The sequence below is a fragment of the Brevundimonas sp. genome, from assembly GCF_036963785.1.
GTDB lineage: Bacteria > Pseudomonadota > Alphaproteobacteria > Caulobacterales > Caulobacteraceae > Brevundimonas.
In genome coordinates, this window is the sequence record NZ_JBALUS010000001.1 from 333,538 (window position 1) to 354,901 (window position 21,364).

20 protein-coding genes and 1 pseudogene are annotated in these 21,364 nt (G+C 67.2%); 10 read left to right on the top strand and 11 right to left on the bottom strand.

All coding sequences use genetic code 11. The features are described 5' to 3' along the window. Positions 1-50: 50 nt before the first annotated feature. From V7672_RS01720 to V7672_RS01730, 3 genes are read right to left on the bottom strand one after another with little or no spacing between them, the layout of a single operon-like run. Positions 51-1,037, bottom strand: coding sequence for an alpha/beta fold hydrolase (locus V7672_RS01720; protein ID WP_335622945.1), 987 nt, complete (start codon positions 1,035-1,037; stop codon positions 51-53). After that, on the bottom strand, positions 1,034-1,621 hold the full coding sequence (locus V7672_RS01725) for a uracil-DNA glycosylase family protein (RefSeq protein ID WP_335623271.1): 588 nt from the start codon (positions 1,619-1,621) through the stop codon (positions 1,034-1,036). Before V7672_RS01725 ends, V7672_RS01720 begins: the two co-directional genes overlap by 4 nt. Then, positions 1,611-1,961 (bottom strand): DUF3253 domain-containing protein, encoded by a 351-nt coding sequence (locus V7672_RS01730; RefSeq protein WP_442888661.1) that lies wholly within the window; start codon positions 1,959-1,961, stop codon positions 1,611-1,613. Before V7672_RS01730 ends, V7672_RS01725 begins: the two co-directional genes overlap by 11 nt. On the opposite strand from V7672_RS01730, the gene V7672_RS01735 reads away from it, so the two are divergent. Next, positions 1,960-2,394, top strand: a complete 435-nt coding sequence (locus V7672_RS01735; protein WP_335622946.1) for a PaaI family thioesterase — start codon at positions 1,960-1,962, stop codon at positions 2,392-2,394. The two genes, V7672_RS01730 and V7672_RS01735, sit on opposite strands and share 2 nt — an antisense overlap. A 6-nt stretch (positions 2,395-2,400) precedes the next feature. Here the strand turns inward: V7672_RS01735 and V7672_RS01740 are convergent, their stop codons facing one another. Beyond that, entirely contained in the window at positions 2,401-3,021 is a 621-nt protein-coding gene (locus V7672_RS01740) for a glutathione S-transferase family protein (protein ID WP_335622947.1), read from the bottom strand. A gap of 84 nt (positions 3,022-3,105) precedes the next feature. Then, positions 3,106-4,376: pseudogene (locus V7672_RS01745) on the bottom strand (NupC/NupG family nucleoside CNT transporter). A 167-nt stretch (positions 4,377-4,543) separates the two neighbouring features. Here V7672_RS01745 and V7672_RS01750 point away from each other — a divergent pair. Next, positions 4,544-6,838, top strand: a complete 2,295-nt coding sequence (locus V7672_RS01750) for a pre-peptidase C-terminal domain-containing protein (RefSeq protein ID WP_335622948.1) — start codon at positions 4,544-4,546, stop codon at positions 6,836-6,838. A 66-nt stretch (positions 6,839-6,904) separates the two neighbouring features. Next, on the top strand, positions 6,905-7,837 hold the full coding sequence (locus tag V7672_RS01755; protein ID WP_335622949.1) for a DUF4349 domain-containing protein: 933 nt from the start codon (positions 6,905-6,907) through the stop codon (positions 7,835-7,837). Here V7672_RS01755 and V7672_RS01760 read toward each other — a convergent pair. Next, entirely contained in the window at positions 7,834-8,709 is an 876-nt protein-coding gene (locus V7672_RS01760; protein WP_335622950.1) for a branched-chain amino acid aminotransferase, read from the bottom strand. The genes V7672_RS01755 and V7672_RS01760 overlap by 4 nt on opposite strands. Before the next feature lie 82 nt (positions 8,710-8,791). Between V7672_RS01760 and V7672_RS01765 the strand changes: the two genes are divergently transcribed. Genes V7672_RS01765 through V7672_RS01775 form a run of 3 tightly spaced genes read left to right on the top strand, consistent with a single transcriptional unit; the run spans position 8,792 to position 11,408 of the window. Beyond that, complete coding sequence (locus tag V7672_RS01765) at positions 8,792-9,526, top strand: response regulator transcription factor (RefSeq protein ID WP_335622952.1); 735 nt, start codon at positions 8,792-8,794, stop codon at positions 9,524-9,526. Between the two features lie 24 nt (positions 9,527-9,550). Continuing rightward, the gene (locus tag V7672_RS01770; RefSeq protein WP_335622953.1) at positions 9,551-10,894 is read left to right on the top strand and encodes a sensor histidine kinase; all 1,344 of its coding nucleotides are present in this window, start codon (positions 9,551-9,553) and stop codon (positions 10,892-10,894) included. Between the two features lie 25 nt (positions 10,895-10,919). Then, entirely contained in the window at positions 10,920-11,408 is a 489-nt protein-coding gene (locus tag V7672_RS01775) for a hypothetical protein (RefSeq protein ID WP_335622954.1), read from the top strand. On the opposite strand, the gene V7672_RS01780 is transcribed toward V7672_RS01775, so the two are convergent. The 3 genes from V7672_RS01780 to V7672_RS01790 form a co-directional block, all read right to left on the bottom strand. Next, positions 11,397-12,209 (bottom strand): pyrroline-5-carboxylate reductase family protein, encoded by an 813-nt coding sequence (locus tag V7672_RS01780; protein ID WP_335622955.1) that lies wholly within the window; start codon positions 12,207-12,209, stop codon positions 11,397-11,399. The genes V7672_RS01775 and V7672_RS01780 overlap by 12 nt on opposite strands. 107 nt (positions 12,210-12,316) lie before the next feature. Further along, positions 12,317-12,820 (bottom strand): YbjN domain-containing protein, encoded by a 504-nt coding sequence (locus tag V7672_RS01785; RefSeq protein ID WP_335622956.1) that lies wholly within the window; start codon positions 12,818-12,820, stop codon positions 12,317-12,319. A gap of 89 nt (positions 12,821-12,909) precedes the next feature. Next, positions 12,910-13,212, bottom strand: a complete 303-nt coding sequence (locus V7672_RS01790) for an accessory factor UbiK family protein (RefSeq protein ID WP_335622957.1) — start codon at positions 13,210-13,212, stop codon at positions 12,910-12,912. A gap of 193 nt (positions 13,213-13,405) precedes the next feature. Between V7672_RS01790 and lgt the strand changes: the two genes are divergently transcribed. The 3 genes from lgt (at position 13,406) to pgeF (ending at position 16,154) form a co-directional block, all read left to right on the top strand. Further along, the gene (gene lgt / locus V7672_RS01795; RefSeq protein ID WP_335622958.1) at positions 13,406-14,281 is read left to right on the top strand and encodes a prolipoprotein diacylglyceryl transferase; all 876 of its coding nucleotides are present in this window, start codon (positions 13,406-13,408) and stop codon (positions 14,279-14,281) included. A 182-nt stretch (positions 14,282-14,463) separates the two neighbouring features. Further along, positions 14,464-15,378, top strand: coding sequence for a class I SAM-dependent methyltransferase (locus V7672_RS01800; protein ID WP_335622959.1), 915 nt, complete (start codon positions 14,464-14,466; stop codon positions 15,376-15,378). Beyond that, positions 15,375-16,154, top strand: a complete 780-nt coding sequence (gene pgeF, locus V7672_RS01805) for a peptidoglycan editing factor PgeF (RefSeq protein WP_335622960.1) — start codon at positions 15,375-15,377, stop codon at positions 16,152-16,154. The genes V7672_RS01800 and pgeF overlap by 4 nt, the downstream gene beginning before the upstream one ends. A gap of 3 nt (positions 16,155-16,157) precedes the next feature. Here the strand turns inward: pgeF and lpxC are convergent, their stop codons facing one another. Beyond that, positions 16,158-17,060: a UDP-3-O-acyl-N-acetylglucosamine deacetylase gene (gene lpxC, locus V7672_RS01810; protein WP_335622961.1), complete on the bottom strand. Its 903-nt coding sequence runs from the start codon at positions 17,058-17,060 to the stop codon at positions 16,158-16,160. Between the two features lie 140 nt (positions 17,061-17,200). Then, positions 17,201-18,754, bottom strand: coding sequence for a cell division protein FtsZ (ftsZ, locus tag V7672_RS01815; protein WP_335622962.1), 1,554 nt, complete (start codon positions 18,752-18,754; stop codon positions 17,201-17,203). Positions 18,755-19,051: 297 nt separating this feature from the next. Here ftsZ and V7672_RS01820 point away from each other — a divergent pair, with 297 nt between their 5' ends. Then, positions 19,052-21,094, top strand: a complete 2,043-nt coding sequence (locus V7672_RS01820; protein WP_335622963.1) for an alpha/beta hydrolase family protein — start codon at positions 19,052-19,054, stop codon at positions 21,092-21,094. The last annotated feature ends 270 nt before the right edge of the window (positions 21,095-21,364 follow it).

The following is a 21,364-nucleotide window of genomic DNA, read 5'->3' on the forward strand; positions in this document are numbered from 1 at the left end:
CGCGGGTTACAGACCCGGAGCAAGCTTGGCCTTACGCGGCGTCACCCGGCCTATCGCGCCGGGATCGGTCCGGCGCCCGAGGGTAGAGCGACGGCCTCATGTCTCAGCCAGGCCTCGATGTCGGCAAACACCCGCACCGCCTGAAGATCGCGATTCAGGATGTGGTAGCCGTCCTCGTAAAATGCGGTGCGAAGGCCCGCCATCGGTCCGGCCCGCTCAAGCGCCTGACGGACCGCTCGATCCGGGACCAGATCATCCCGGGCGCCGTAGAGGAACAGGGTTGGTACCCGCACCCCACCAAGCCCCTGCCCCGCCTCCTCCATCAGATCAACGAGACCATAGAGAACGTCAAACCGGGTCGAGAGCGTCTGGTCCGGGTCGCGACCGCTGCGGATCAACTCCATCAGATGATCCGAGGGCAGCACCTGATCGGCCGCCCAGGCCGGCGGCTCCAGCGCCACATCCCCGACGGTCCAGGCCGCCGCCGACAGGCTCAGCCGATACAGCAGGGGCTGGCTGGACCATCCCCACACCGCCGGCGCCAGCAGGATCAGACGATCGGCTGCGGGCGGCTCATCAGAGGCAAAGGCCGTAATCGCGACCGCCCCGCCCATACTTTCTCCGGCGACCGCGATCAGCGCCTGCGGATGGCGCGCCCGGACCAGCGCCACCACCTGACCCAGATCGTCGGCCATCAGGTCTCCGGGCCACAGGCCGCGCCCCGGCGCGTCGCCAAAGCCCCGCTGGTCGTAGGCATAGGTGGCGATCCCGCGTTCGGCCCACCACGGCCCTGCCAGCCGGAAGGCGGCGCGGCTGTCATTGACCCCGTGCAGGGCCACGACCACCGCCCACGGCTGATCGCCGTCGGGCATCCAGTGCAGATAAGGCAGCTCAGCGCCGTCGCGCATGACGAAACGGGCGTCAGCCATCTGCGGTGAGTTCTGGCGCTCGGGCGGCAACAGCGGTGCCTGGACATAGGGCGCCGTGCACCCCGACAGCACCAGAAGGACGAGAAGACCGATAGCGGAGCGCGTCATGGATGAAGAATGCCCCTAACCCGCTCGCGAAGATACGGCAGGACGTCCGCCTCAAACCACGTATGGCGCGCCAGCCATGCGGTGTTGCGCCAGGAAGGATGCGGCAGGGGCAGGACGTCCGGCAGGTGGTCCCGCCAGTTGCGGACAGTCTCGGTCATGCCGCGATACCGCCCTGCCAGTGCCCAGGACTGGGCATGGCTGCCGACCAGCAGGGTCAACTCGACCCTGTCCAGTGCCTCAAGAAGCGGAGCGCGCCAGAGCTCGGCACAGCGTTTCGGTGGAGGATAGTCGCCGCCGGCCGGACTCGTGCCCGGAAAGCAGAAGGCCTGGGCCGCGACCCCGATCCGGTCGTCGCCATAGAAGGTGGCGGAGTCGATCCCCAGCCAGTCGCGCAGCCGGTCGCCGGACGGATCCGTGAACGGTCGACCGCTTTCGTGCACGCGTCGGCCCGGCGCCTGCCCACAGATCAGCAACCGGGTGCGGGGGGACACCATAACGACTGGTCGAGGCTCATGGCCGAAATCCCCGGCGCAAGCCCTGCAGGCCGCAATCCGCGTCAGCAGTGCGTCCAGATCAGTCGGCATCATCCGGCGCGGCAGTCCGGGCCTGAATCAACTGCTCCGACTCCTCGGCCGTCGGCAGCCGAAGACGGATCACGCCCTTGAAGCTCGACGGATCAACCGGCTTGCCCTTTTTGGTGATCATCAGCCGCCCCTGTCGCATCAGGCCCAGCGCCGTTGTGCGCACACGTGGCAGCATCCGCTGCCACTGCTCGGGCTGCACGGCCTTGGCCACGTCCGCAGGCTCGATGCTCTTGCCCGGCCCGAGAGCCGCGAGTTTTTCGTAGATTGTCTCTTCGATGGGGTCGCTCATTCGCCCTATATGCTGCATTGCGAGGCGAAGAAGAAGGCTGAGGATCATCATGGTCGCCAAGATCACCGTCACCGAGGGCGAATTCTCGGGCTGGCAGACCTACGACCTGCACGGGACCTTCGATCAGGTCGTCGGCCCGTTCTACTTCCGGCCTGATCCGGACGGGCGGATGCGCTGCGCCTTTCGCGCCGAGCCCAAGCACATGAACGCCGGAGGCCGCATGCACGGTGGCTGCCTCATGACCTTTGCCGACATCGCCCTGTTCCAGGCCGCCTATCAGGAGATGGAAGGCGCCTCGGGCGTGACCGTGCAACTGGACTCCACCTTTATTGACGGAGCCTATGTCGGCGAATTGGTCGAGGCCACGGGCGAAGTGATCCGCGCGGGTCGCAGCCTGATTTTCGTGCGTGGCCAGATCAATGCCGACCAGCGCGTCCTGATGACCTACTCCGGCGTGATCCGGAAATTCAACAAGCGCGACTAGCCGGCACTACACGCCTGCCTTGGCGGCGGGTCGGGCGCGGCAGGTATCCAGCCAGCGGTTCAGATTTTCCAGCTCGGCCGGCGGGCGATATTTGATCAGGCGCGCGAAATCCAGCCCGACCACCGCGACGATGTCGGCGATGGTGAAACGGTCCAGGGCCAGGAACTCCCGCCCCTCCAGATGGCGGTCCAGCGTCTTCATGAACCGCTCGGCGGCGACCCGGTTGTAGTCTGCCACCTGCGGCTGGGGCGTGGCCTCCAGCACCGCCAGCGCCGGATGGGTGAACCGCACGGTCAGCATGACCGGATTGGCCAGATAGAATTCGCAGCGCCGCGTCCACATCTCGACGATCGCCTGCTCGCGGGCGTCGACGCCGAACAGGTTCGGCTCGGGATAGATGGACTCCAGATAGCGGCAGATGGCGACAGACTCAGAGATGCAGGTGCCGTCATCCAGCTCCAGTGCCGGAACATGGGGCACACCCACCTTGGCCCGGTATTCCGGTGTGCGATGCTCCCCGGCCAGCAGATCGACCTGCACAACGTCGATGTCCGTGATGCCCTTTTCGGCCATGACCCAACGCACACGGCGGGGGTTGGGCGCGCGGTGACTGTCAAAGAGCTTCATGGGTCCGTCCCTCGGTTGCTTATCGAAACCTAGGGAAGGCCGCCCCGCCGGGCAAGCGCCGAGAGGTGCCTGTCGAGCGATTGCCTAGCCGAACACCGCCGCCGGCATCAGCCCGACCACGGACGCGGTCATCAGCGTGGCCATGAAGCCCGCGGCCAGCGCCTTCCAGACCAGAGACAGTACCTCGGTCCGCCGCTCGGGCATCAGGACCGACAGGCCGGTCACGGTGATCCCGACCGAGCCGATGTTGGCGAAGCCGCACAGGGCATAGGTCATCAGCATGCGGGTGCGCTCGCTGATCGCCTCGGGCGGGACCCGGCCCAGTTCGATGAAGGCCACGAACTCGGTCAGGGTCAGCTTGACGCCCAGCAGACGCCCGGCCTCGCCCGCATCGCTCCACGCCACCCCGTCAACCAGGCGACGGGCATGAACAGCCAGCCCAGGACCCGCTCGACCGAGACCGGATCCCCGAACAGCCAGAAGCCCCCGATCATCACATTGACCAGAGCCACCAGCGCCACGAACACGATCAGCACCGCCGAGATGTTCAGCACCACCATCAATCCGTCCGAGGTGCCCTTGACGATGGCGTCGATCGACGAGTCGTATTTCAGCGAGGCGGAATAGTCGGCAACCGCGCCCCCCTGCCCCGGGATCTCGGGGATCATGATGCGGGCCAGCAGCACGCCGGCAGGAGCCGAGACGATCGAGGCGACCAGCACATGCCCCGCGGCATTGGACAGGACCGGGGCCAGGATCGCGGCATAGGCGACCATGGTGGAGCCGGCGACGGTCGCCAGGCCCACCACCATCATCAGAAACAGTTCGGACCGGGTCAGCTTGTCCAGATAGGCGCGGATGACGATCGGGCTTTCGATCATGCCCAGGAAGATGTTGGCCGCCACCGCCAACGCCGACGCCCCGCCCAGCCCCATGGTCCGCTGGAACAGCAGGCCAAAGCCATAGGTGATCGCCTTCAGGATCTTCCAGTGCCACAGCAGCGCCGACAGAGCCGAGATCACAAGGATCAGCGGCAGGACCTGGAAGGCAAAGGTGAACAGGGCCGGCTCACTGGTCACGGCATAGGGCTGGTCGCCGCCGGCCAGATAGCCGAACACGAACTTCGCCCCCTCATTGGTCGCCCGGCCCAGCGCATCGACCGATCCGGTGATGGCCGCCAGCACACCCCGTGACCCGGGCAGGGCAAACAGCGCCAGCACCAGCGCGGCCTGCACCGCGACAGCGCCCAGCGCCAGTCGCCACGGAAACCGCTTGCGGTCCTCGGACAGCAGCCAGCAGACCGCGACGATGACGATCAGCCCCAGTGCGCTCTGGGCATTCAGCGTGGTGAACATGGGCACTCCCCCGGCCACGTCCCGTCGCAGCCCTCCCCCGGCTTGAACGCCACGACGGGCGAACTGGCAAGAGGAAGCTGCATCGTGCCCTCGCCGTCAGGTTCAGACAGGCTTGCGGGGTCGCATACCGTTGATAGGGTGGCGGCAATCCTGGGGAGGCCTGCGCCATGTTCTGTTCAATCCGATCTGTCGGCGAGACCCGCACGCGTCTCCGGTCGCTCGCCCTTGGGCTGGTCATGGCCGTTGCAGGCCTGACGGGGCTCGCCTCTCCGGCCGCAGCCCAGGATCCGATCCGGCTGGGTGGCGAGGTCCAGGGCCGGTTCCAGGACGGCGATGCCCAGCTCACCTCCGGCGAGTACGTCGACGTCTATGTCTTCGAAGGGCGTGCCGGTCAGCAGGTGACGGTCCAAATGTCGTCGGAGGACGTCGATTCCTACGTCATGATCCGTGGCCCCTCGGGCTTTGCCGAGTTCAATGACGACCGCGACGATGGTGACGTCGATTCCCAGCTGACCGTGCGTCTCCCGGCCAACGGCCAGTACCGCATCCAGGCCACCACCTTCGCGCCCGGTGAGGCCGGTCGCTATACGCTGAGCCTGGTGGAGGGAGCGGGGCCCCGGATCGCGGCCCAGGGCGGTGGCCGCGCGCAGGACGGCACCGCCAATGCCGGCCAGCTCAGCACCTCGGATGACGCGATTTCCAGCGGGGAGTACGCCGACAGCTGGTCGTTCACGGGCACGCCCGGCCAGACCTATGTCGTGCGGCTCAACTCGGCCGAGTTCGACCCCTATCTGATGGTCCGCGGCGACGGGATCGAAGAGGACAATGACGACGACCAGACCGGTCGCGGCAGCCGCAACAGCCGCATCGAATTCGTCATGCCCGAGGCCGGCGAGGTCTCGATCATCACCACCAGCTATGAGGTCGGCGAAACCGGCGCCTATACCCTCGTTCTGGAGGAAGCTGGCGGCACGACGGCGGTAGCCTCAGCCGGAGGTTCCACCGTACGTCCGGGAGAGGCCGTCACCGGTCGCCTTGATGTCGGCAACGACACCCTGCGCTCCGGCGAATATATGACCGTCTACACGCTGACCGGAGAGGCGGGCGATCATGTCGAGGTCACCCTGCGCTCGGACCAGTTCGACCCCTATCTGTTCGTCCAGGGCCCCGGGGACTTCGCGGTCGCCAATGACGATGACGATACCGGCGAGGACGGCGTCAACAGCCGCCTGGTCCTGACCCTTCCCGCCAGTGGTGAATACCAGATCGTCGCCACCAGCTATGCACCGGGCGAAACTGGAACCTATCGCCTGAGCGTTGCCAACAGCGACGCCGGCAGCGTCCAGACCGCCGTCTCGACCCGCGCCGGCAACAGTTTTGCCGACGGGGTCTCCCTGTCCGGCATGCTCTCGGCCAGCGATGAGCAGCTGACCAGCGGCGAATATGCCGACCGCTATGTCATCTCCGGACGGCGGGGCGACCGGGTGGCGCTGGACCTGCAGTCCGACGCCTTCGACACCTATCTGTTCCTGCGCGGCCCTGACGATGTGTCCGCCGACAATGACGACGGCCCGAACGGCACCGACAGCCGCATCGACATGACCCTGCCGGCCGATGGCGACTACACCGTCTCGGTGACCAGCTATGGTCCTGGCGAGGTCGGGCCCTACAGCCTGACTGCGGGGCTCAGCATGGGCACACCGCGTCAGGCCGGCGTCCAGGGTGGCCCGCGGGTCTTCGCCATCATGGTCGGGATTTCGGATTACGGCGGCTATTCCTCGGATCTGGCCTATACGGCCGATGATGCGCTGAAACTGGCCGAGGACCTGCGGCGCGAGGGCGTGCTCAACCCGTCCAGCGTCGTCCTGACCGATGCCGACGCAACCGTCGCCGGTGTCCGGGGCGCCTTCGCCGAGGTGGCGGCCCAGGCGGGCCCCGACGACATCTTCCTGTTCTTCTTCTCCGGCCACGGCTCGCAGCAGTCGGTTGCGGTCAGCGGCAATGAACTGGACGGGCTGACCGAGACCATCGTCCTGCGCGACGGCCAGATCACCGACACCGAAATGGCCCAGCTGTTCGCCACCCTCGACACGCGTTTGTCGCTGATCGTGCTGGACAGCTGCTTCTCTGGCGGCTTCGCCCGGAACGTCGTCAGCCGCCCCGGCGTGATCGGCCTGTTCAGCTCCGAGGAAGACCTGACCAGCCAGGTCGCGGTCAAATTCCAGGCCGGGGGCTATCTGTCCCACTTCCTGCGCTCGGGCCTGACAGGCGACGCCAACTACGACGGCGACGACCTGATCACCGCCGGGGAGCTGACAACCTATCTGCGCCGCCAGTTCGCCGCCGAGGTCATGGACGTCCAGACCCAGACCATGGACGGCCAGCGCAGCTATCAGCACCTGGTGGTCGAGCGCGGTGGCGTGCAGGTCGACGACGTCGTGATCCGCATCGGTCGCGGATAGGGGCCATGCTTTCGCCCTGATCACCGCGCCTGATCACGACTTCGTGATCGAAACGAGGAGGGTGAAATGCGACGGACCTGGATGATGGGGGCGCTGGCGATCGCGCTCGGGGTTTCAGCCTGCGATGGGGGGCGTGAGGATTTGGCGGCCGAGTACGGTTCCGCCGATGTCTCCATGTTGGAAATTGCGCCTGCGGCACCGGCCGAGTCTCTGAAGGCAACGGACGCCGCCGAGACATCCGCCGAAGCGGGGGGATCGTCGGGCGCGCCCGCGCCCGCGGTCCAGCCGGTCAGCACCATCGCCTACAGCTATCGCTATGCGCTCGACCTGCCCTCGGATCAGGTCAACACGATGCGCAGCCGTCACGAGGCCGCCTGCGTCGAGGCCGGGTCGCGCGTCTGCCAGATTCTGGGCTCCGAGAGCCAGGCCTATGGCGACGACCGGGTCTCGGCGACCCTCAGGCTGAGGGCGACACCCGCATGGCTCACCACCTTCCGGGCTGGACTGGAGGGACAGGCGGACGACGCCGGCGGCCGGATCGCGTCCAGCCAGACCGATGCCGAGGATCTCAGCCGGTCCCTGACCGATACCGAGGCCCGCCTGCGCGCGCTGGAGACCCTGCGTGACCGGCTGCAACAGTTGCTGGCCACCCGCAGCGGCCCTCTGGAACAGTTGCTTCAGACCGAGCGCGAATTGGCCCGGGTCCAGGGCGAACTGGATGCGACCCGCTCGGCCCTCGCCGTGCTTCGGGATCGGGTCGCGATGTCGCAGCTGACGATCACCTATCAGTCCGAGACCCGCTTCGCCTCGAACAGCGTGTTCAGTCCCGTCGGCAATGCGTTCGCCAATTCCCTGCGTGTCTTCATGGCGACGCTGGGCGGCCTCATCTATCTGGTCGCCGGCCTGCTGCCGCTGTTGCTCATCCTGGTGCCGGTGGGCTGGCTGGTGCGCCGCTGGGTGCGCATCCGCCGCGACCGGCGCACACCCAAGGCCCCCTAGGTCCTGCGCACCAGCCGCGAATAGCTGTCCATCAGATCCAGGGTCAGCGGGCCGGGCGTGAAGCGGTACTCGCCGATCTCGCTGACCGGGGTCACCTCCACGGCCGTGCCGGTCAGGAAGCACTCGCTGAAGGTCGAAAGCTCCTCGGGCCGGATGTGGCGCACCACGACGTCGATTCCCCTGGCCTCGGCCATGGCGATCACCGTCTGGCGGGTGATGCCGTCCAGGATGGCGTCGACCGGCGGCGTGTGGATCACCCCGTCCTGAACGAAGAAGACATTGGCCCCGGTCGCCTCGGCCACATAGCCGCGCCAGTCGAGCATCATGGCATCGGCAAAGCCGCGCTTTTCCGCCGCGGTCTTGGACAGGGTGCAAATCATGTAGAGGCCCGCGGCCTTGGCTGCGGTCGGGGCGGTCATCGGGTCGGGGCGGCGCCATTTGGCCCATTCCAGACGGATGCCCTTCGCCTTGGTTTCCGGGTCAAAATAGCTGGGCCAGTCCCAGACGGCGATGGCGACATGCACCTTGGTTTTGCCGGCCGAGACGCTGACCTGCTCGGGCCCGCGATAGGCGACCGGCCGTACATAACAGTCGCGAAGGCCCATCCGGTCGCACGTCGCCTTGCAGGCGGCGTCGATCTCGGCCACGCTGTACGGAAGTTCGAAGTCCAACAGCTCGGCCGAGCGGCGCAGGCGCTCGCTATGCTCGGTCAGCTTGAAGATTTCGCCATCGTACATACGCTCACCCTCGAACACCGACGAGCCATAGTGCAGGGCATGGGTCAGAACGTGCGTTTTCGCGTCGCGCCAGGGCACGAAGTCGCCGTCCATCCATATCCAGCCGTCACGGTCGTCGAAAGGAACGAAGGCCATTGAACAAAGTCTCCCAAAGCTGTGCGCCGGTTAGAGCCGCCGAGGCCGTTCAGGTCAACGCCACCCCGACCGGAGGGATGCAATGAGCGCGTCTGACGGTCGATCGAACGGGCGCTCCGGCCCGGTCGCCGCGGGCACCGGAAGGCATCTGCTGATCGTCGACGACGACGACCGCATTCGTGAACTGCTCAAGGAGTATCTGGCACGCGAGGGCTATCGCGTGACCGGCGCCGCCCACGCGGCTGCCGCTCGTCGATTGATGGAGCTGATCGAGTTCGACCTCGTGGTGCTCGACATCATGATGCCCGGCGAAAGCGGCCTCGACCTGACGACCTGGGTCCGCAACAAGGCCGAGACGTCGCAGACGCCCGTACTGCTGCTGACCGCGCGGGGTGAGGCCGGGGACCGGATCGAGGGCCTGTCGCGCGGCGCGGACGACTATATGTCCAAGCCCTTCGACCCGCGCGAGCTGGCGCTGCGGATCGATGCCATCCTCAGGCGCACCGGCGGCAAGCCGCTGACCCCGCGCGAGATCAAGCTGGGCGACGCCGTCTTTGACATGGAGCGGCTGGAGCTGATGCGCGACGGCCGGCCCCAGCGCCTCACCGAGGCCGAAGCACAATTGCTGAAGACGTTGGCGATCCATGCCCATGCCCCGGTCGAGCGCATGGCCCTGTCGCCCGACACGGCCGACATCACCGGTCGTGCCGTAGACGTTCAGGTGACCCGCCTGCGGCGCAAGCTCGAGGTCGACCCCAAGAACCCCCGTTATCTGCAGACCGTGCGCGGCGTCGGCTATATGCTGGCCCCGGACTGACGCGCGGCGAGACGGGCCCGTTCCATGAAACTCCTCCCGTCCACGGTCTGGACACGCTTCCTCAAGCGACGGCTGCCGACCTCCCTGTGGGGGCGGTCCCTGCTGATCATCGTCCTGCCGGTCCTGGTCATGCAGGTGTTCGTCACCTGGACCTTCTTCGACGCCCACTGGCAGACGGTGAATGCCCGCCTGTCCGAAGGTCTGGCGGGAGACATCGCCTGGGCGGTCGAGACCTATGCCGAGGACCCCACCCCGGAGGGACTTGAGACCCTGGCCGGGCGGGCCGAACGCACCCTGTCCCTGTCCGTCGCCTGGCAGGAGGCCACAACCCTGCCCGAGAACGTCCGCCGCGGCCCCATAGGCGTCGTCGACCGGGCGCTCGAGGCCGCGCTGGCGTCCCGCCTCGACCGGCCCTTCTGGTTCGATACGACCCGCTATCCCAACTATATCGACATCCGGGTGCAGGTCGGCGACGGCGTCATGCGCATCATCGCCCCTCGCGAGCGGGCCGTGGCGACCCAGGCGCACATCTTCGTCGTCTGGCTGCTCGCCGCCACCGTGCTGCTGATGTCGGTCGCCATCCTGTTCATCCGCAATCAGGTGCGCGCCATCGAGCGCCTGGCCGCGGCCGCCGAGGCCTTCGGGCGGGGCGAGACCCGCGAGCGGTTCAAGCCCCATGGTGCGCGAGAGGTCCGGGCCGCCGCGCGGGCCTTCATGGACATGCGCGACCGCATCCAGCGTCACATTGACCAGCGCACCGCCCTGCTCGCCTCGGTCAGCCACGATCTCAGAACCCCCCTGACCCGGCTGCGTCTGGAACTGGCCTTGGCACCTCCCTTCAAGCGGGCCTCGGCCATGCAGGGCGACCTCGATCAGATGGAGCATATGATCGACGAGTATCTGGCCTTCGCCCAGGGCGAGGCGGGCGAGGCCAGCGAGACCCTTTCGGTCGCCGATCTGCTGACCCAGGCGGCGGAGGACGCCCGCCGGATCGGCGCAACCGTCGAGGTGGACGTGCCTGAGGCGTTGACCGTCAACGTGCGCCCCCTCGCCTTCCGCCGCGCCCTGGCCAATCTGGTCGGCAATGCGGCGGCGCACGGCGACGCCGTGCGCCTGTCGGCCCGCCGCCTGCCTTCCGGCGGCACGGAGATCGCGGTCGAGGACGACGGTCCTGGCATACCCGAAGACATGCACGAGGAAGCCTTTCGCCCCTTCTCCCGCCTCGATGCCTCGCGCAACCAGAACCGCAAGGGCGTCGGCCTCGGCCTCGCCATCGCCCGTGACGTCGCGCGCGGACACGGCGGTGACATCACCCTGGACCGCAGCGCGCTGGGCGGCCTGATGGCGCGGATTCGCCTTCCGGGTTAGTATAGGGCTCCACAGGAGATCACCCATGCGCCGCTTTGCCTTCTTTGCCCCCCTGGCCGCCGTGACCCTCGTTGCCGGCGCGGCCGCCGCCCAGAGCCCCGATGTCTCGGTCGTGCTCGGTCCAGACCTGATCGAAAAGGCCGATGAACTGGGCGAGCGCGACCTGCTGCAGCAGGCCGATCAACTGGCCGTGACCGTCGAGCGGGCCCTGGCCCGCGAGCAGGCCCTGCCGGGCGCCACCATCTCGCTCGTTCTGGTCGATATCCGCCCCAACCGCCCGACCCTTGCCCAGCTGGCGGCCCAGCCCGGCCTCGACGGCATGCGCAGCAAGAGCATCGGCGGTGCCACCATCGAAGGCGAGGTCACCCTCGCCGACGGCACCCGCTATCCGGTCCGTTACGACTGGTATTCTTCAAGCCTTGCCGAGGTACGGGGCTTTACGACATGGCAGGATGCCAGCCACGCCTTTGACCGGTTTGCCCGCCGGCTGGCGACGGGCCGCCTAGCGGGATAGGTCGCGGGCCTTGGCCACAGCGGCGCTGACGGCGGCGGTCGCGGCCTTCGCGGCACCTCCGTCGGCCTCCAGCGCATCCAGACCGGCGCGGGTCGTCCCGCCCTTGGAGGCGATGCGTTCGATGGCATCCTCGAGGCTCTGACCGCCCGAGACCCCGGCAGCGGCCGAGCGCAGGGCCCCACGGGCCAGCCGTACGGCGGCATCCGGCTTCAGGCCCTCAGCCTCTCCCGCCTTGGCCAGCGCCTGAATGAAGGCATAGACAAAGGCCGGGGCCGATCCGGCCACACCGGTGGCCGGATCCAGCAGATCCTCGGACTCCAGCGGCACCACATCGGCCATGCCCTCGAACAGGGCGGTGGCCACATCCTGGGCCTTCTGGTCCGGCGAATAGAGACCGGCCACGCCCTGACGCTGGGCCACGGCCGTTGTCGGCATCAGGCGCGCAACGCCGCGACCGCCCGCGGCGTCGCGAACGTCATCCAGGCGCACCCCGGCCATGACCGACGCCAGCACGGCATCCTTGCGCATCACATCGACATGAGGGGCCAGCGCCTCGCGCCAGACTGCCGGTTTGATGGCCAGCACCCACACACCGACGTCCTTCAGCTGGTCGGCCGAGGGATTGATGGTGGCGCCCGCTGCCTTCGCCTGATCGGTGGCAGGCGTCTCATACTGTTCGATGATCTTCAGCCGATCCGCCTTGAACCCCGGGGTCGCCAGCCAGCCCTCGACGAGGGCCGAGCCCAGCCGTCCGCAGCCGATCAGGGCGATATCCATATCCAGGGCAAAGGTGTCAGTCATGCAGTCTCCACATCGGTGAGGGCCCGGACCGGGCCGGTCATCAGTGGGGAGTGCCTAACATGGTCGGTCGCGGCCCGCCAAACCGGCGCGCCCCGTATCGCCGGGGATCAGGCCGTGCCGACCGTCTGGAACATGCAGGCGTCGATGGCGTCCTGGGGCTTGCGGCCGCCACGCACAAGGTAATCAAACGCCGGGAAATATCGATCCGCCGCATCGATGGCTGCATCGATCATCGAAGCCGCCTGTGACAGGGTCGGACGCTCGCCATGCGGGAGGGCAAGCGCTTGACGGAAGACGATCTCCTGATCCTCGCTCCACAGCTCGAAATGGCCCAGCCAGGTCCGCTGGTTAATCAGGCCGATCAGCTCATGCAGGGCCGGACGACGCGTCTTGCCGACCCGCAGGTCCAGCGCGCAGCACAGTTGCAGACAGTCGCCCTCGGGACGCCAGGCAAACCACAGCTCATAGTCCTTCCAGTCGCCCGCCAGGGCGAAGGCCAGATCACCCTCGGCCGTGCGGTCGAACGGAAGATTTTCCGCCGTCAGAACATGCTCGACCACATCGAGGGGATCGAAGGTTGTTTCCACCTCGTCCGGTCTGACCATGTCCATTCAGAGAGTCCTGTCTTTCAGAAGGTTACCGGGAAAACCCCGGGAATCGCCCTCAGCAAGCAGACGGTAGGCCTGTTCGCGGATTCGGCTCAACCGGCTGCGTCCCCGGGGGGAAGATCGCCTGTGGACGTTCCCTTTTGAGGCTTGTTGCGGGTGCGTTTGACGGGCGCGGCCTCATCACCCTTAAGCGCGGCCAGTTCGGCGCGCAGGGCCTTCACCTCGGCCTTCAGGGCCTCGAACTCGTCGCGGCGCACCAGATCCAGTTCGGCGACCATGCGGTCCGTCTGGGCGCGCATGGCAGATTTGGCTTCCTCGCCCGCCGCCTGGGCCAGCCCCATGGCGCCGGTCGACAGCCGGGCCAGTTCGTCGAGAAGCGGATTGCGGGTCTGCATGGAAGCCTGCCTTGATGCCTGTGCCGACGCTGGGCTGCGCCGGTTTCCAGAGGGTTAATGAAATCTTGCGTTGGTGGCGTCCATGTGGCCGATCGACCCGACCGCTGCAAACCTGCCGTCGTCAATTCTTGCAAGACGCCCCCCGCCCGTCTTGCTAAAGGCGAGGCAACGCTGATCACACCAAGGACGCCCCGTGCCCTTTCCCGAGTTCGATCCGGTACTGATCTCCATCGGCCCGTTTCCCCTGCGCTGGTACGCACTGGCCTATATCGCCGGCCTGGGACTGGGCTGGTGGTATGCCTCGAAATTGGCCAGGACGATCTCGATCTGGTCACCCGGCCGCCCCCCCGTCACCCAGACCCAGGTAGATGATCTGGTCCTGTGGATCGCGCTGGGTGTGATCCTCGGCGGGCGACTGGGCTATGCCCTGTTCTACAAGCCGTCCCTCTACGCCCAGCTGTTCACCGGCGAAGGCTGGTCGCGGCTGGAGCTGTTCCAGATGTGGAGCGGCGGCATGTCCTTCCACGGTGGCCTGATCGGCGTCACCCTGGCCATCATCTGGTTCGCCAACCGGCAGAAGATCAACCTGCTCAGCCTCGGCGATCTGGTCGCGCCCGTGGTGCCGATCGGCCTGTTCTTCGGCCGCATGGCCAACTTCATCAATGGCGAGCTGTGGGGCCGGACAACCGATGTCCCTTGGGCCATCCGCTTCTGCAACCAGACGATCTACAACACCTATGGCTTCTGCCCGGCCGGCGACGTGCCCCGCCACCCCAGCCAGCTTTATGAGGCGGGGCTGGAAGGCCTGCTGCTGTTCGTGATCCTGACCCTCGGCGTCTGGAAGATGAAGCTGCTGACCAAGCCCGGCTACATCACCGGCCTGTTCCTGCTCGGCTATGGGCTCAGCCGTGCGGCGCTGGAGACGGTGCGTGAGCCGGACACTCACATGCCCGACGCCCTGCAGGGCGTGGTCACCATGGGCATGCTGTTGTCCGTGCCCATGATCCTTCTGGGCGGCTGGCTGGTCTGGCGTGCCTGGAGCCGTCCGCCGGTCGGCGCGAACTCCTGAGCGGCGGGGCGCAAGCCGCGGACCTGAAGGGGCGGCTCCAGCGCGAGATCGCCCTGACCGGGCCGCTGAGCGTCGCCGACTATGTCACCCGCTGCCTGCATGACCCGCAGGGCGGCTATTATGCGACACGCCCGGCGATCGGACCGGACGGCGACTTCCTGACCGCGCCGACTGTCAGCCAGATGTTCGGCGAGCTGATCGGTCTGTGGCTGGTCGAAACCTGGTCGCGGATGGGCGCGCCCTCCTCCTTTCAGCTGGTCGAGGTGGGGCCCGGCGACGGCACCCTGATGGCCGACATCCTGCGCGCCGCCCGCGTGGTCCCGGCCTTCATCGAGGCCTGCGACCTGACCCTCGTCGAGCCCAGCCATCCGCTGCGCGCGATGCAAAAGGCGCGGCTGGCCGAAGCGCCGGTCGCGCCCCGCTGGACCGACAGCCTGTCCGCCATCGACGGCGAAGGCCCCGTCCTGCTGGTCGCCAATGAGGTGCTGGACTGCCTGCCCGCCCGCCAGTTCGAACGCACGCCCGAAGGCTGGGCCGAGCGGATGGTGGGCCTGGATGCCGAGGGCGAGCTCGCCTTCCGCCTCGGACCGGTCGGCCCGGGCTTCTCGCCTCCCGACCATGACGTCCAGCCCGGACAGGTGGTGGAGCAATCTGCGGCCCAGCGCGCCTTTGCCCAAGCAGTCGCCAGCCTGCTGAAGCACCACACAGGGGCCGCCCTGCTGATCGACTATGGCCGCGACACCCCCGGCCCCGGCGACACGCTTCAGGCCCTGTCCCGCCACGACAAGGTCGATCCGCTGGCGACGCCCGGTCAGGCAGACCTGACCCAGTGGGCCGACTTTCCGGCGGTTCTCGCAGCGGCGCAGGCCGCCGGCGTCACGACTGCCTCTCTGCTCACCCAGGCCGACTTCCTGACCCGTCTGGGCCTTCACGTCCGCGCCGACCGGCTGAAGACCGCCCAGCCTGAGGCCGCCGACCTGATCGACCGTCAGGTCCACCGCCTGACCGCCCCGGACCAGATGGGCACCCTGTTCAAGGTCGCGGCCCTCCATAGTCCCGACACCCTGACCCTGCCCGCCTTCGAGGTTGACCCATGACCGACCTGCCGACCCCGATCACCCATCCGCTGCTGGATATCCCGGGCATCCGCCATGGCTTTTTCACGCGCCAAGGCGGCGTCTCAACCGGCCTCTATGCGGGTCTGAACACCGGCGTGGGCTCCAGCGATGATCCCGAGGCGGTCCGCGAAAACCGCGCCCGCGTCGCCGCCGCCATGGGCGGCACACCCGACGACTTCGCCGCCTGCTACCAGATCCATTCCGACATCGTGCACATGACCGATCAGCCCTTCGGCGACGAACGCCCCGAGGGGGATGCCGTGATCGCCGTGGAGGAACCGGGCATCCTGTGCGCGGTGCTGACCGCCGACTGCGCGCCGATCCTGATCGCCAACCCCCGCGCCGGTCTGGTCGCCGCGGTCCACGCCGGCTGGAAGGGCGCGGTCGGTGGCGTCATCGAGGCCACCCTTCGCCGGATGAAGGAGAGCGGCGCCGAACACGACCAGACCGTCGCCGTCGTCGGCCCCACCATCGCCCAGGCCTCCTATGAGGTCGACGAAGCCTTCGAGGATCGGTTCCTCCGCCAGTCCTCGGGCGCGGGCCAGTTCTTCGTCATGGGCAGACAGCCCGACAAACGTCAGTTCGACCTGCCGGGCTATGTCATGTGGAAGCTGGAGCGCGCGGGCGTGGGCCAGGTCGCCTGGACCGGCCACGACACCCGCGTCGATGCCGACCGCTTCTACTCCAACCGCCGCGCCCACCTCAGCGGTGAGCCCGACTTCGGCCGGATGATGAGCGTGATTACGCTGGAGTAGGCCTCAGCCCGCCATCGCCATGTCGGGCATGCGGACAACCTCGCGCCAGGCGTCGGGGCGGGCCAGCAGTTCGCGGACCAACATGTTGTTGACCGCGTGGCCGGCTTTATAGCCCTCATAGCGGCCCAGCAGCGGGCCACCCAGCACATAGAGGTCGCCGATAGCGTCCAGCGCCTTGTGCTTGACGAACTCACGCTCCATCCGCAGGCCGCCGGTGTTCAGGATCTGGTCGCCGTCAATGACGACCGCATTCTCAAGGCTGCCGCCGCGGGCCAGTCCGGCGCGGCGCAGGGCCTCGACCTCATGGGCAAAGCCAAAGGTGCGGGCGGCCATGATGTCGCTGCGGAAGGTCGCCTCGTCGACGACGAAATCCACGACCTGATTGCCGATCACCGGCGTGTCGAAGTCGATCTCGAAGCGCATCTCATAGCGGTCGCAGGGCAGCAGACGCGCATGCTTGTCGCCCTCGGTCACCTCGATCGGCGCCAGGATCTCGATATAGCGCAGCGGCGCCGCCTGGTTGCGGAAACCCGCCCGGTCCAGCAGCTGCACGAACGGCAGCGCCGACCCGTCAAGGATCGGCAGTTCGGGGCCATCCACCTCGACCACGGCATTGGAAATGCCCAGCGCGCAGAAAGCCGCCATCAGATGCTCGATGGTCGACAGGCGCACGCCCGCGCCATTCTCGATCATGGTGTTGAGGCGCGCCTCGACCACGGCCTGCCCCGACACCGGGATACGGTTGTCGCGGTCGGTCACATCGGTGCGCACGAAGACAATGCCGGTGCCCGTGGGCGCCGGGCGCACGGCCAGGCGCACGCGCTGGCCCGTGTGCACGCCGACGCCGGCGATGATCGCCGGGGCGCGCAGGGTCTGTTCGAGATGATCGGCTTTGACCGGGCTCACGAAACGTCCACACAGAGGCCGGGCGGAATTGCCCGACGACACCTCTATGGTCTGGTTTACGAGAGGAAAACCAAAGTCAGGTTTCGGATTGTTTCGATGCGGTTACGAACGCCCGGATCACGGACGTTCGTAGCGGTGCATCAGTTGGCCAGACGTCTCAGAAACGAGGGGATTTCCAACTCATCTTCCTCAGAGGAGTCAGGCTCGGGCGTCTTCAGGGCCGAGTTGCCGGACAGGCGCATCGGCCGGGGCTCGGTGCGGGCTTCCGGGGCATAGGGGGCGGGCTCCGGCGCGCGCTTGCGTCCGAACAGGCTCCAGCCCGACTTGCGATGGTGATCGCGGTCGTCCCACTCGGGCTCCGGCTCCGGCTGGCGCTCGGCACGAGCCGGCTCGCGCGCGGGCTCCATATACAGGTCGCCCTGGACCGGACGCGTCGCGGTGCGCGGGGTCTGGTCGGCTTCATACTCCTCGACCCAGGGATCAACGATCGGATCCAGGGTGCGCGGGGCTTCGGCCTTCGCCACCGGCTCGGGGGCTTGCGGCTGGGGATGTACGCGGGGTTCGGCCGTGCGGATCGTCGGCTCGAAGGTCGGGGTCACAGGCGCGGACTCGGCGGCACGGATCACGGGCTCGGGGGCGCGCTGGGTTTCACGCTCCGGCATGCGGGGCGCGGGACGGCCGGTGGTCATCGGCCGCGACAGGGTCGAGGGCGGGGTCTGGGCCATTACCTCTTCATCCATGCCCGTGGCGACCACGGACACGCGGATCTTGCCGTCCAGGGCCGGATCGAAGGCCGCACCGAAGATGATGTTGGCGTCGGGGTCGACCTCGGCCGAAATGGCGTTGGCAGCCTCGTCGACCTCCAGCAGGGTCATGTCCATGCCACCGGTGATGTTGACCAGCACGGCCTTGGCACCCTTCAGGCTGGTCTCGTCCAGCAGCGGGTTGGCGATGGCGTTCTGGGCCGCCATCAGGGCGCGGTCGTCGCCCTCGGCCTCGCCCGTGCCCATCATGGCCTTGCCCATTTCGGACATCACGGCGCGCACATCGGCGAAATCGAGGTTGATCAGCCCCGGCAGGATCATCAGGTCGGTGATCGAGCGCACACCCGAGTGCAGCACCTGGTCAGCCATGCCGAAGGCATCGGCAAAGGTCGTGCGCTCGTTGGCGACGCGGAACAGGTTCTGGTTCGGAATGACGATCAGGGTGTCGACGTAGCGCTGCAGCTCGGCGATGCCGGCCTCGGCCAGACGCATGCGGTGGCGGCCTTCAAAGGTGAAGGGCTTGGTCACCACACCGACGGTCAGGATATTGCGGTCGCGCGCGCATTTGGCGATCACCGGCGCGGCGCCGGTACCGGTGCCACCGCCCATGCCGGCGGTGATGAACACCATGTGCGCACCCTCGAGGTGGGTGGCGATCTCGTCGGCGGATTCCTCGGCGGCATTCATGCCGACTTCCGGGTGGGCACCCGCGCCCAGGCCCTGGGTGATCGTCTCGCCCAGCTGGATCCGGCGGTCCGTCTTGGCAAAGCTCAGGTGCTGGGCGTCGGTGTTGGCGACGACGAAGTCGACGCCTTCCAGCCCCGCATCGATCATGTTGTTGACGGCATTGCCGCCCGCGCCACCGACGCCGAACACGACGATCCGGGGCTTCAATTCCGTGGCTTCAGGGCGCACCAGCGACAGCGACATATCTTTTTCCGACCTTATATCCGACCCCGCTCCGGCAAACCGACGCCAATCCCCCCGAATCGCATTGGTTATGAGCGGGTTAATAGAACACCCGTAAGCCTTAACAGGTGGTTACCGCATAGACTGAGTCGGGCCCCAGACCAGAGAGCTCAGTCGGCGGAAAACGTGCACCCGCCGAGGGCGCGTCCGGCGGGAATTACGGCCTTGTTGTGTCTTTTGTCGCCATGTGTTTCTATCAAAATCTGCGGTCGGAGGCGCCGGCCAGAACTCGGAAAATATTGAGTAATGTCTTTGAAAGTGTCGACGATCGCCCTGTCTCTGGCGCTGGCTGCGAGCGCATCTGGCGCCTGGGCGCTGGGCCATTCGCCACAGGATCCCGTGCGTGTTCCGCCGACGATCGAACAGTTCGCGGCCTTCCCCTATCTGTCCAGCCTTTCGGTGTCGCCCGACGGACGTCACATGGTCGGGCTCGAGGCTCGGGGCGAGGATCGCGTCATCCTCGTCTGGGACACCTCCGACTTCAACAAGGAGCCGATCCGCATCGGTTCCTCCGAGATGAAGATCCGGGGCGTTCAGTTCATCAAGAATGACCGCCTCGCCGTGAGCCTCTGGGAGCCTTGGGACATTGCGGTCGGCGGTGGCACCAACGGCACCTTCATTTCCAAGCTGATGATCACCGATCTGCAGGGCCGCAACTGGCGCGATCCCATGGACGCCCTGCGCACCCGGTCTCGGGCAGAAGCGGAAGCGGCGCGTTGGGCCAGCCCGACCATCCTCGACACCCTGCCCAACGATCCGAACAACATTCTCGCCCTGCTGGGCAACGACGTCTACCGCATCAACCTGCAGACCAATCGGGGCGAACGCATCCACCGGTCGGGCGAGCGGGTCATCGCCTACGACACCGACCTCACGGGCGAGCTGCGCACGCGGACCATCGCCGACCGGGACGCAGGCGGCCTCTACATCGCCACCCAGTTCCGCTCGGCGAACAGCGCCTGGGATGAGCACATCCGCACCTACATCAAGGATCGGGAGGTGTTCGCGGTTGCGGGCTTCTCCACCGACCCCAACATCGCCTACGTCATCTCCAACCGGGGTCGCGACAAGGCGGCCATCTTCGAATACGACATCGCCAATCGCCGGATCGGCGAGGTGCTGTTCGAACACCCGCTGTTCGAGGCCACCGGCGTGGCGATCGAGACCACCGAAGGGCCCAAGTTCGGGGAGATCCTGGGCTTCGGCTATTCAGGTCCGCGTCAGGAGTTCTACACCGTCGATGCTGAGCTGACGGCGCTTCGCCAGGGGGTCGAGCAGGCCCTTGGCATCGAGCAGGCGCCCGTCCGTATCGTCGACACGGCGACCGGCGCGGCGCGCACGATCCGCTATGCCAACAATCGCTACGTCGAGATCGTCTCCTACTCCGACGACCTGAACACTGCCGTCCTGTTCGTCGGCGGCGTCAACGATCCGGGCGAGTATTTCCTGCTCCGCAACAAGACCGAACTGTTGCCCATCGCAAAGCCCTATCCGCAGCTGGACCCGGCCACGCTGGGCACGACCGAGCTGGTCTATTACAAGGCCCGCGACGGTCTCGACATTCCGGCCTTCCTGTCCAAGCCGTCCGCCGAGATGTACGGCCCCGGCCCCTACCCGATGGTGGTCATGCCCCATGGCGGACCGTGGGCGCGCGACCAGATGGACTGGGACGGCTCGATGTGGCGCCAGCTCATGACCTCGCGCGGCTATGCGGTGCTGCAACCCCAGTTCCGCGGCTCCGACGGCTGGGGCGACCGGCTGTGGAAGGCCGGCGACAATGAGTGGGGCCAGACGATGCAGGATGACCTCGACGACGGAGTCACCTGGGCCGTCGCCGAAGGCCACGCCATCGCCGACCGCGTGGCCATGTATGGCTTCTCTTATGGTGGTTACGCGGCCATGGTCGCAGGCATCCGTCCGAACGGCCTGTATCGGTGCTCGATTGCCGGAGCCGGCGTGTCGGACCTGACAAAGATCCGCTCAAGCCTGTTCCGCAATCCCTACACGCGTGAGGCCCAGTTGGAGACCGTGAATGGGTTGAATCCGGTGAGCCGGGCCGGAGAGGTCAGCATTCCGATGCTGGTTTTCCACGGCGCCCGCGATACCACTGTTCTGCTCGAACAGTCCGAGGGCTTCGTGAACGGGGCGCGCAGCAGCGGCCAGAACATCCAGTACGAGGTCATCCCTGACTACGGTCACGGACCGGCCTGGACGCGCGACATCGCCGCTCAGCAACTGAGGCTGGTCGACGATTATCTGAAGACCAGCTGCGGTGAAGGCGGTTTGGCCGCTCCGCGCTGACGATCGGCTCAGACTGACGGACCAAAGCCCGGCGGCCTCGGCTGCCGGGCTTTTTCGTGTGCCCCGCCGGGCGGGCGATGCCCCTCGCCGCCGGGGAACGGCCGGCCCCTCCCCCCGCTGAATATCTACGGGGCCGCGACAGCCCTGCTCGGCTCAGGCGGTCCGCAGGTTTCGTGGCCGGGTGCGCATCAGCGGTCGGCCTGGTCGCACCGCGCTGACACTCTGCCTGAATGACGGCGGCCAACCCGACGCCCTCGGCCGGCGGTCGCG

Bases quoted from the DNA above. Each gene is read 5' to 3' on its own strand.
- V7672_RS01720 (WP_335622945.1), bottom strand. From the start codon at position 1,037: ATGACGCGCTCCGCTATCGGTCTTCTCGTCCTTCTGGTGCTGTCGGGG.
- V7672_RS01725 (WP_335623271.1), bottom strand. From the start codon at position 1,621: ATGCCGACTGATCTGGACGCACTGCTGACGCGGATTGCGGCCTGCAGG.
- V7672_RS01735 (WP_335622946.1), top strand. From the start codon at position 1,960: ATGGTCGCCAAGATCACCGTCACCGAGGGCGAATTCTCGGGCTGGCAG.
- V7672_RS01730 (WP_442888661.1), bottom strand. From the start codon at position 1,961: ATGATGATCCTCAGCCTTCTTCTTCGCCTCGCAATGCAGCATATAGGG.
- V7672_RS01740 (WP_335622947.1), bottom strand. From the start codon at position 3,021: ATGAAGCTCTTTGACAGTCACCGCGCGCCCAACCCCCGCCGTGTGCGT.
- V7672_RS01750 (WP_335622948.1), top strand. From the start codon at position 4,544: ATGTTCTGTTCAATCCGATCTGTCGGCGAGACCCGCACGCGTCTCCGG.
- V7672_RS01755 (WP_335622949.1), top strand. From the start codon at position 6,905: ATGCGACGGACCTGGATGATGGGGGCGCTGGCGATCGCGCTCGGGGTT.
- V7672_RS01760 (WP_335622950.1), bottom strand. From the start codon at position 8,709: ATGGCCTTCGTTCCTTTCGACGACCGTGACGGCTGGATATGGATGGAC.
- V7672_RS01765 (WP_335622952.1), top strand. From the start codon at position 8,792: ATGAGCGCGTCTGACGGTCGATCGAACGGGCGCTCCGGCCCGGTCGCC.
- V7672_RS01770 (WP_335622953.1), top strand. From the start codon at position 9,551: ATGAAACTCCTCCCGTCCACGGTCTGGACACGCTTCCTCAAGCGACGG.
- V7672_RS01775 (WP_335622954.1), top strand. From the start codon at position 10,920: ATGCGCCGCTTTGCCTTCTTTGCCCCCCTGGCCGCCGTGACCCTCGTT.
- V7672_RS01780 (WP_335622955.1), bottom strand. From the start codon at position 12,209: ATGACTGACACCTTTGCCCTGGATATGGATATCGCCCTGATCGGCTGC.
- V7672_RS01785 (WP_335622956.1), bottom strand. From the start codon at position 12,820: ATGGACATGGTCAGACCGGACGAGGTGGAAACAACCTTCGATCCCCTC.
- V7672_RS01790 (WP_335622957.1), bottom strand. From the start codon at position 13,212: ATGCAGACCCGCAATCCGCTTCTCGACGAACTGGCCCGGCTGTCGACC.
- V7672_RS01800 (WP_335622959.1), top strand. From the start codon at position 14,464: ATGTTCGGCGAGCTGATCGGTCTGTGGCTGGTCGAAACCTGGTCGCGG.
- pgeF (WP_335622960.1), top strand. From the start codon at position 15,375: ATGACCGACCTGCCGACCCCGATCACCCATCCGCTGCTGGATATCCCG.
- ftsZ (WP_335622962.1), bottom strand. From the start codon at position 18,754: ATGTCGCTGTCGCTGGTGCGCCCTGAAGCCACGGAATTGAAGCCCCGG.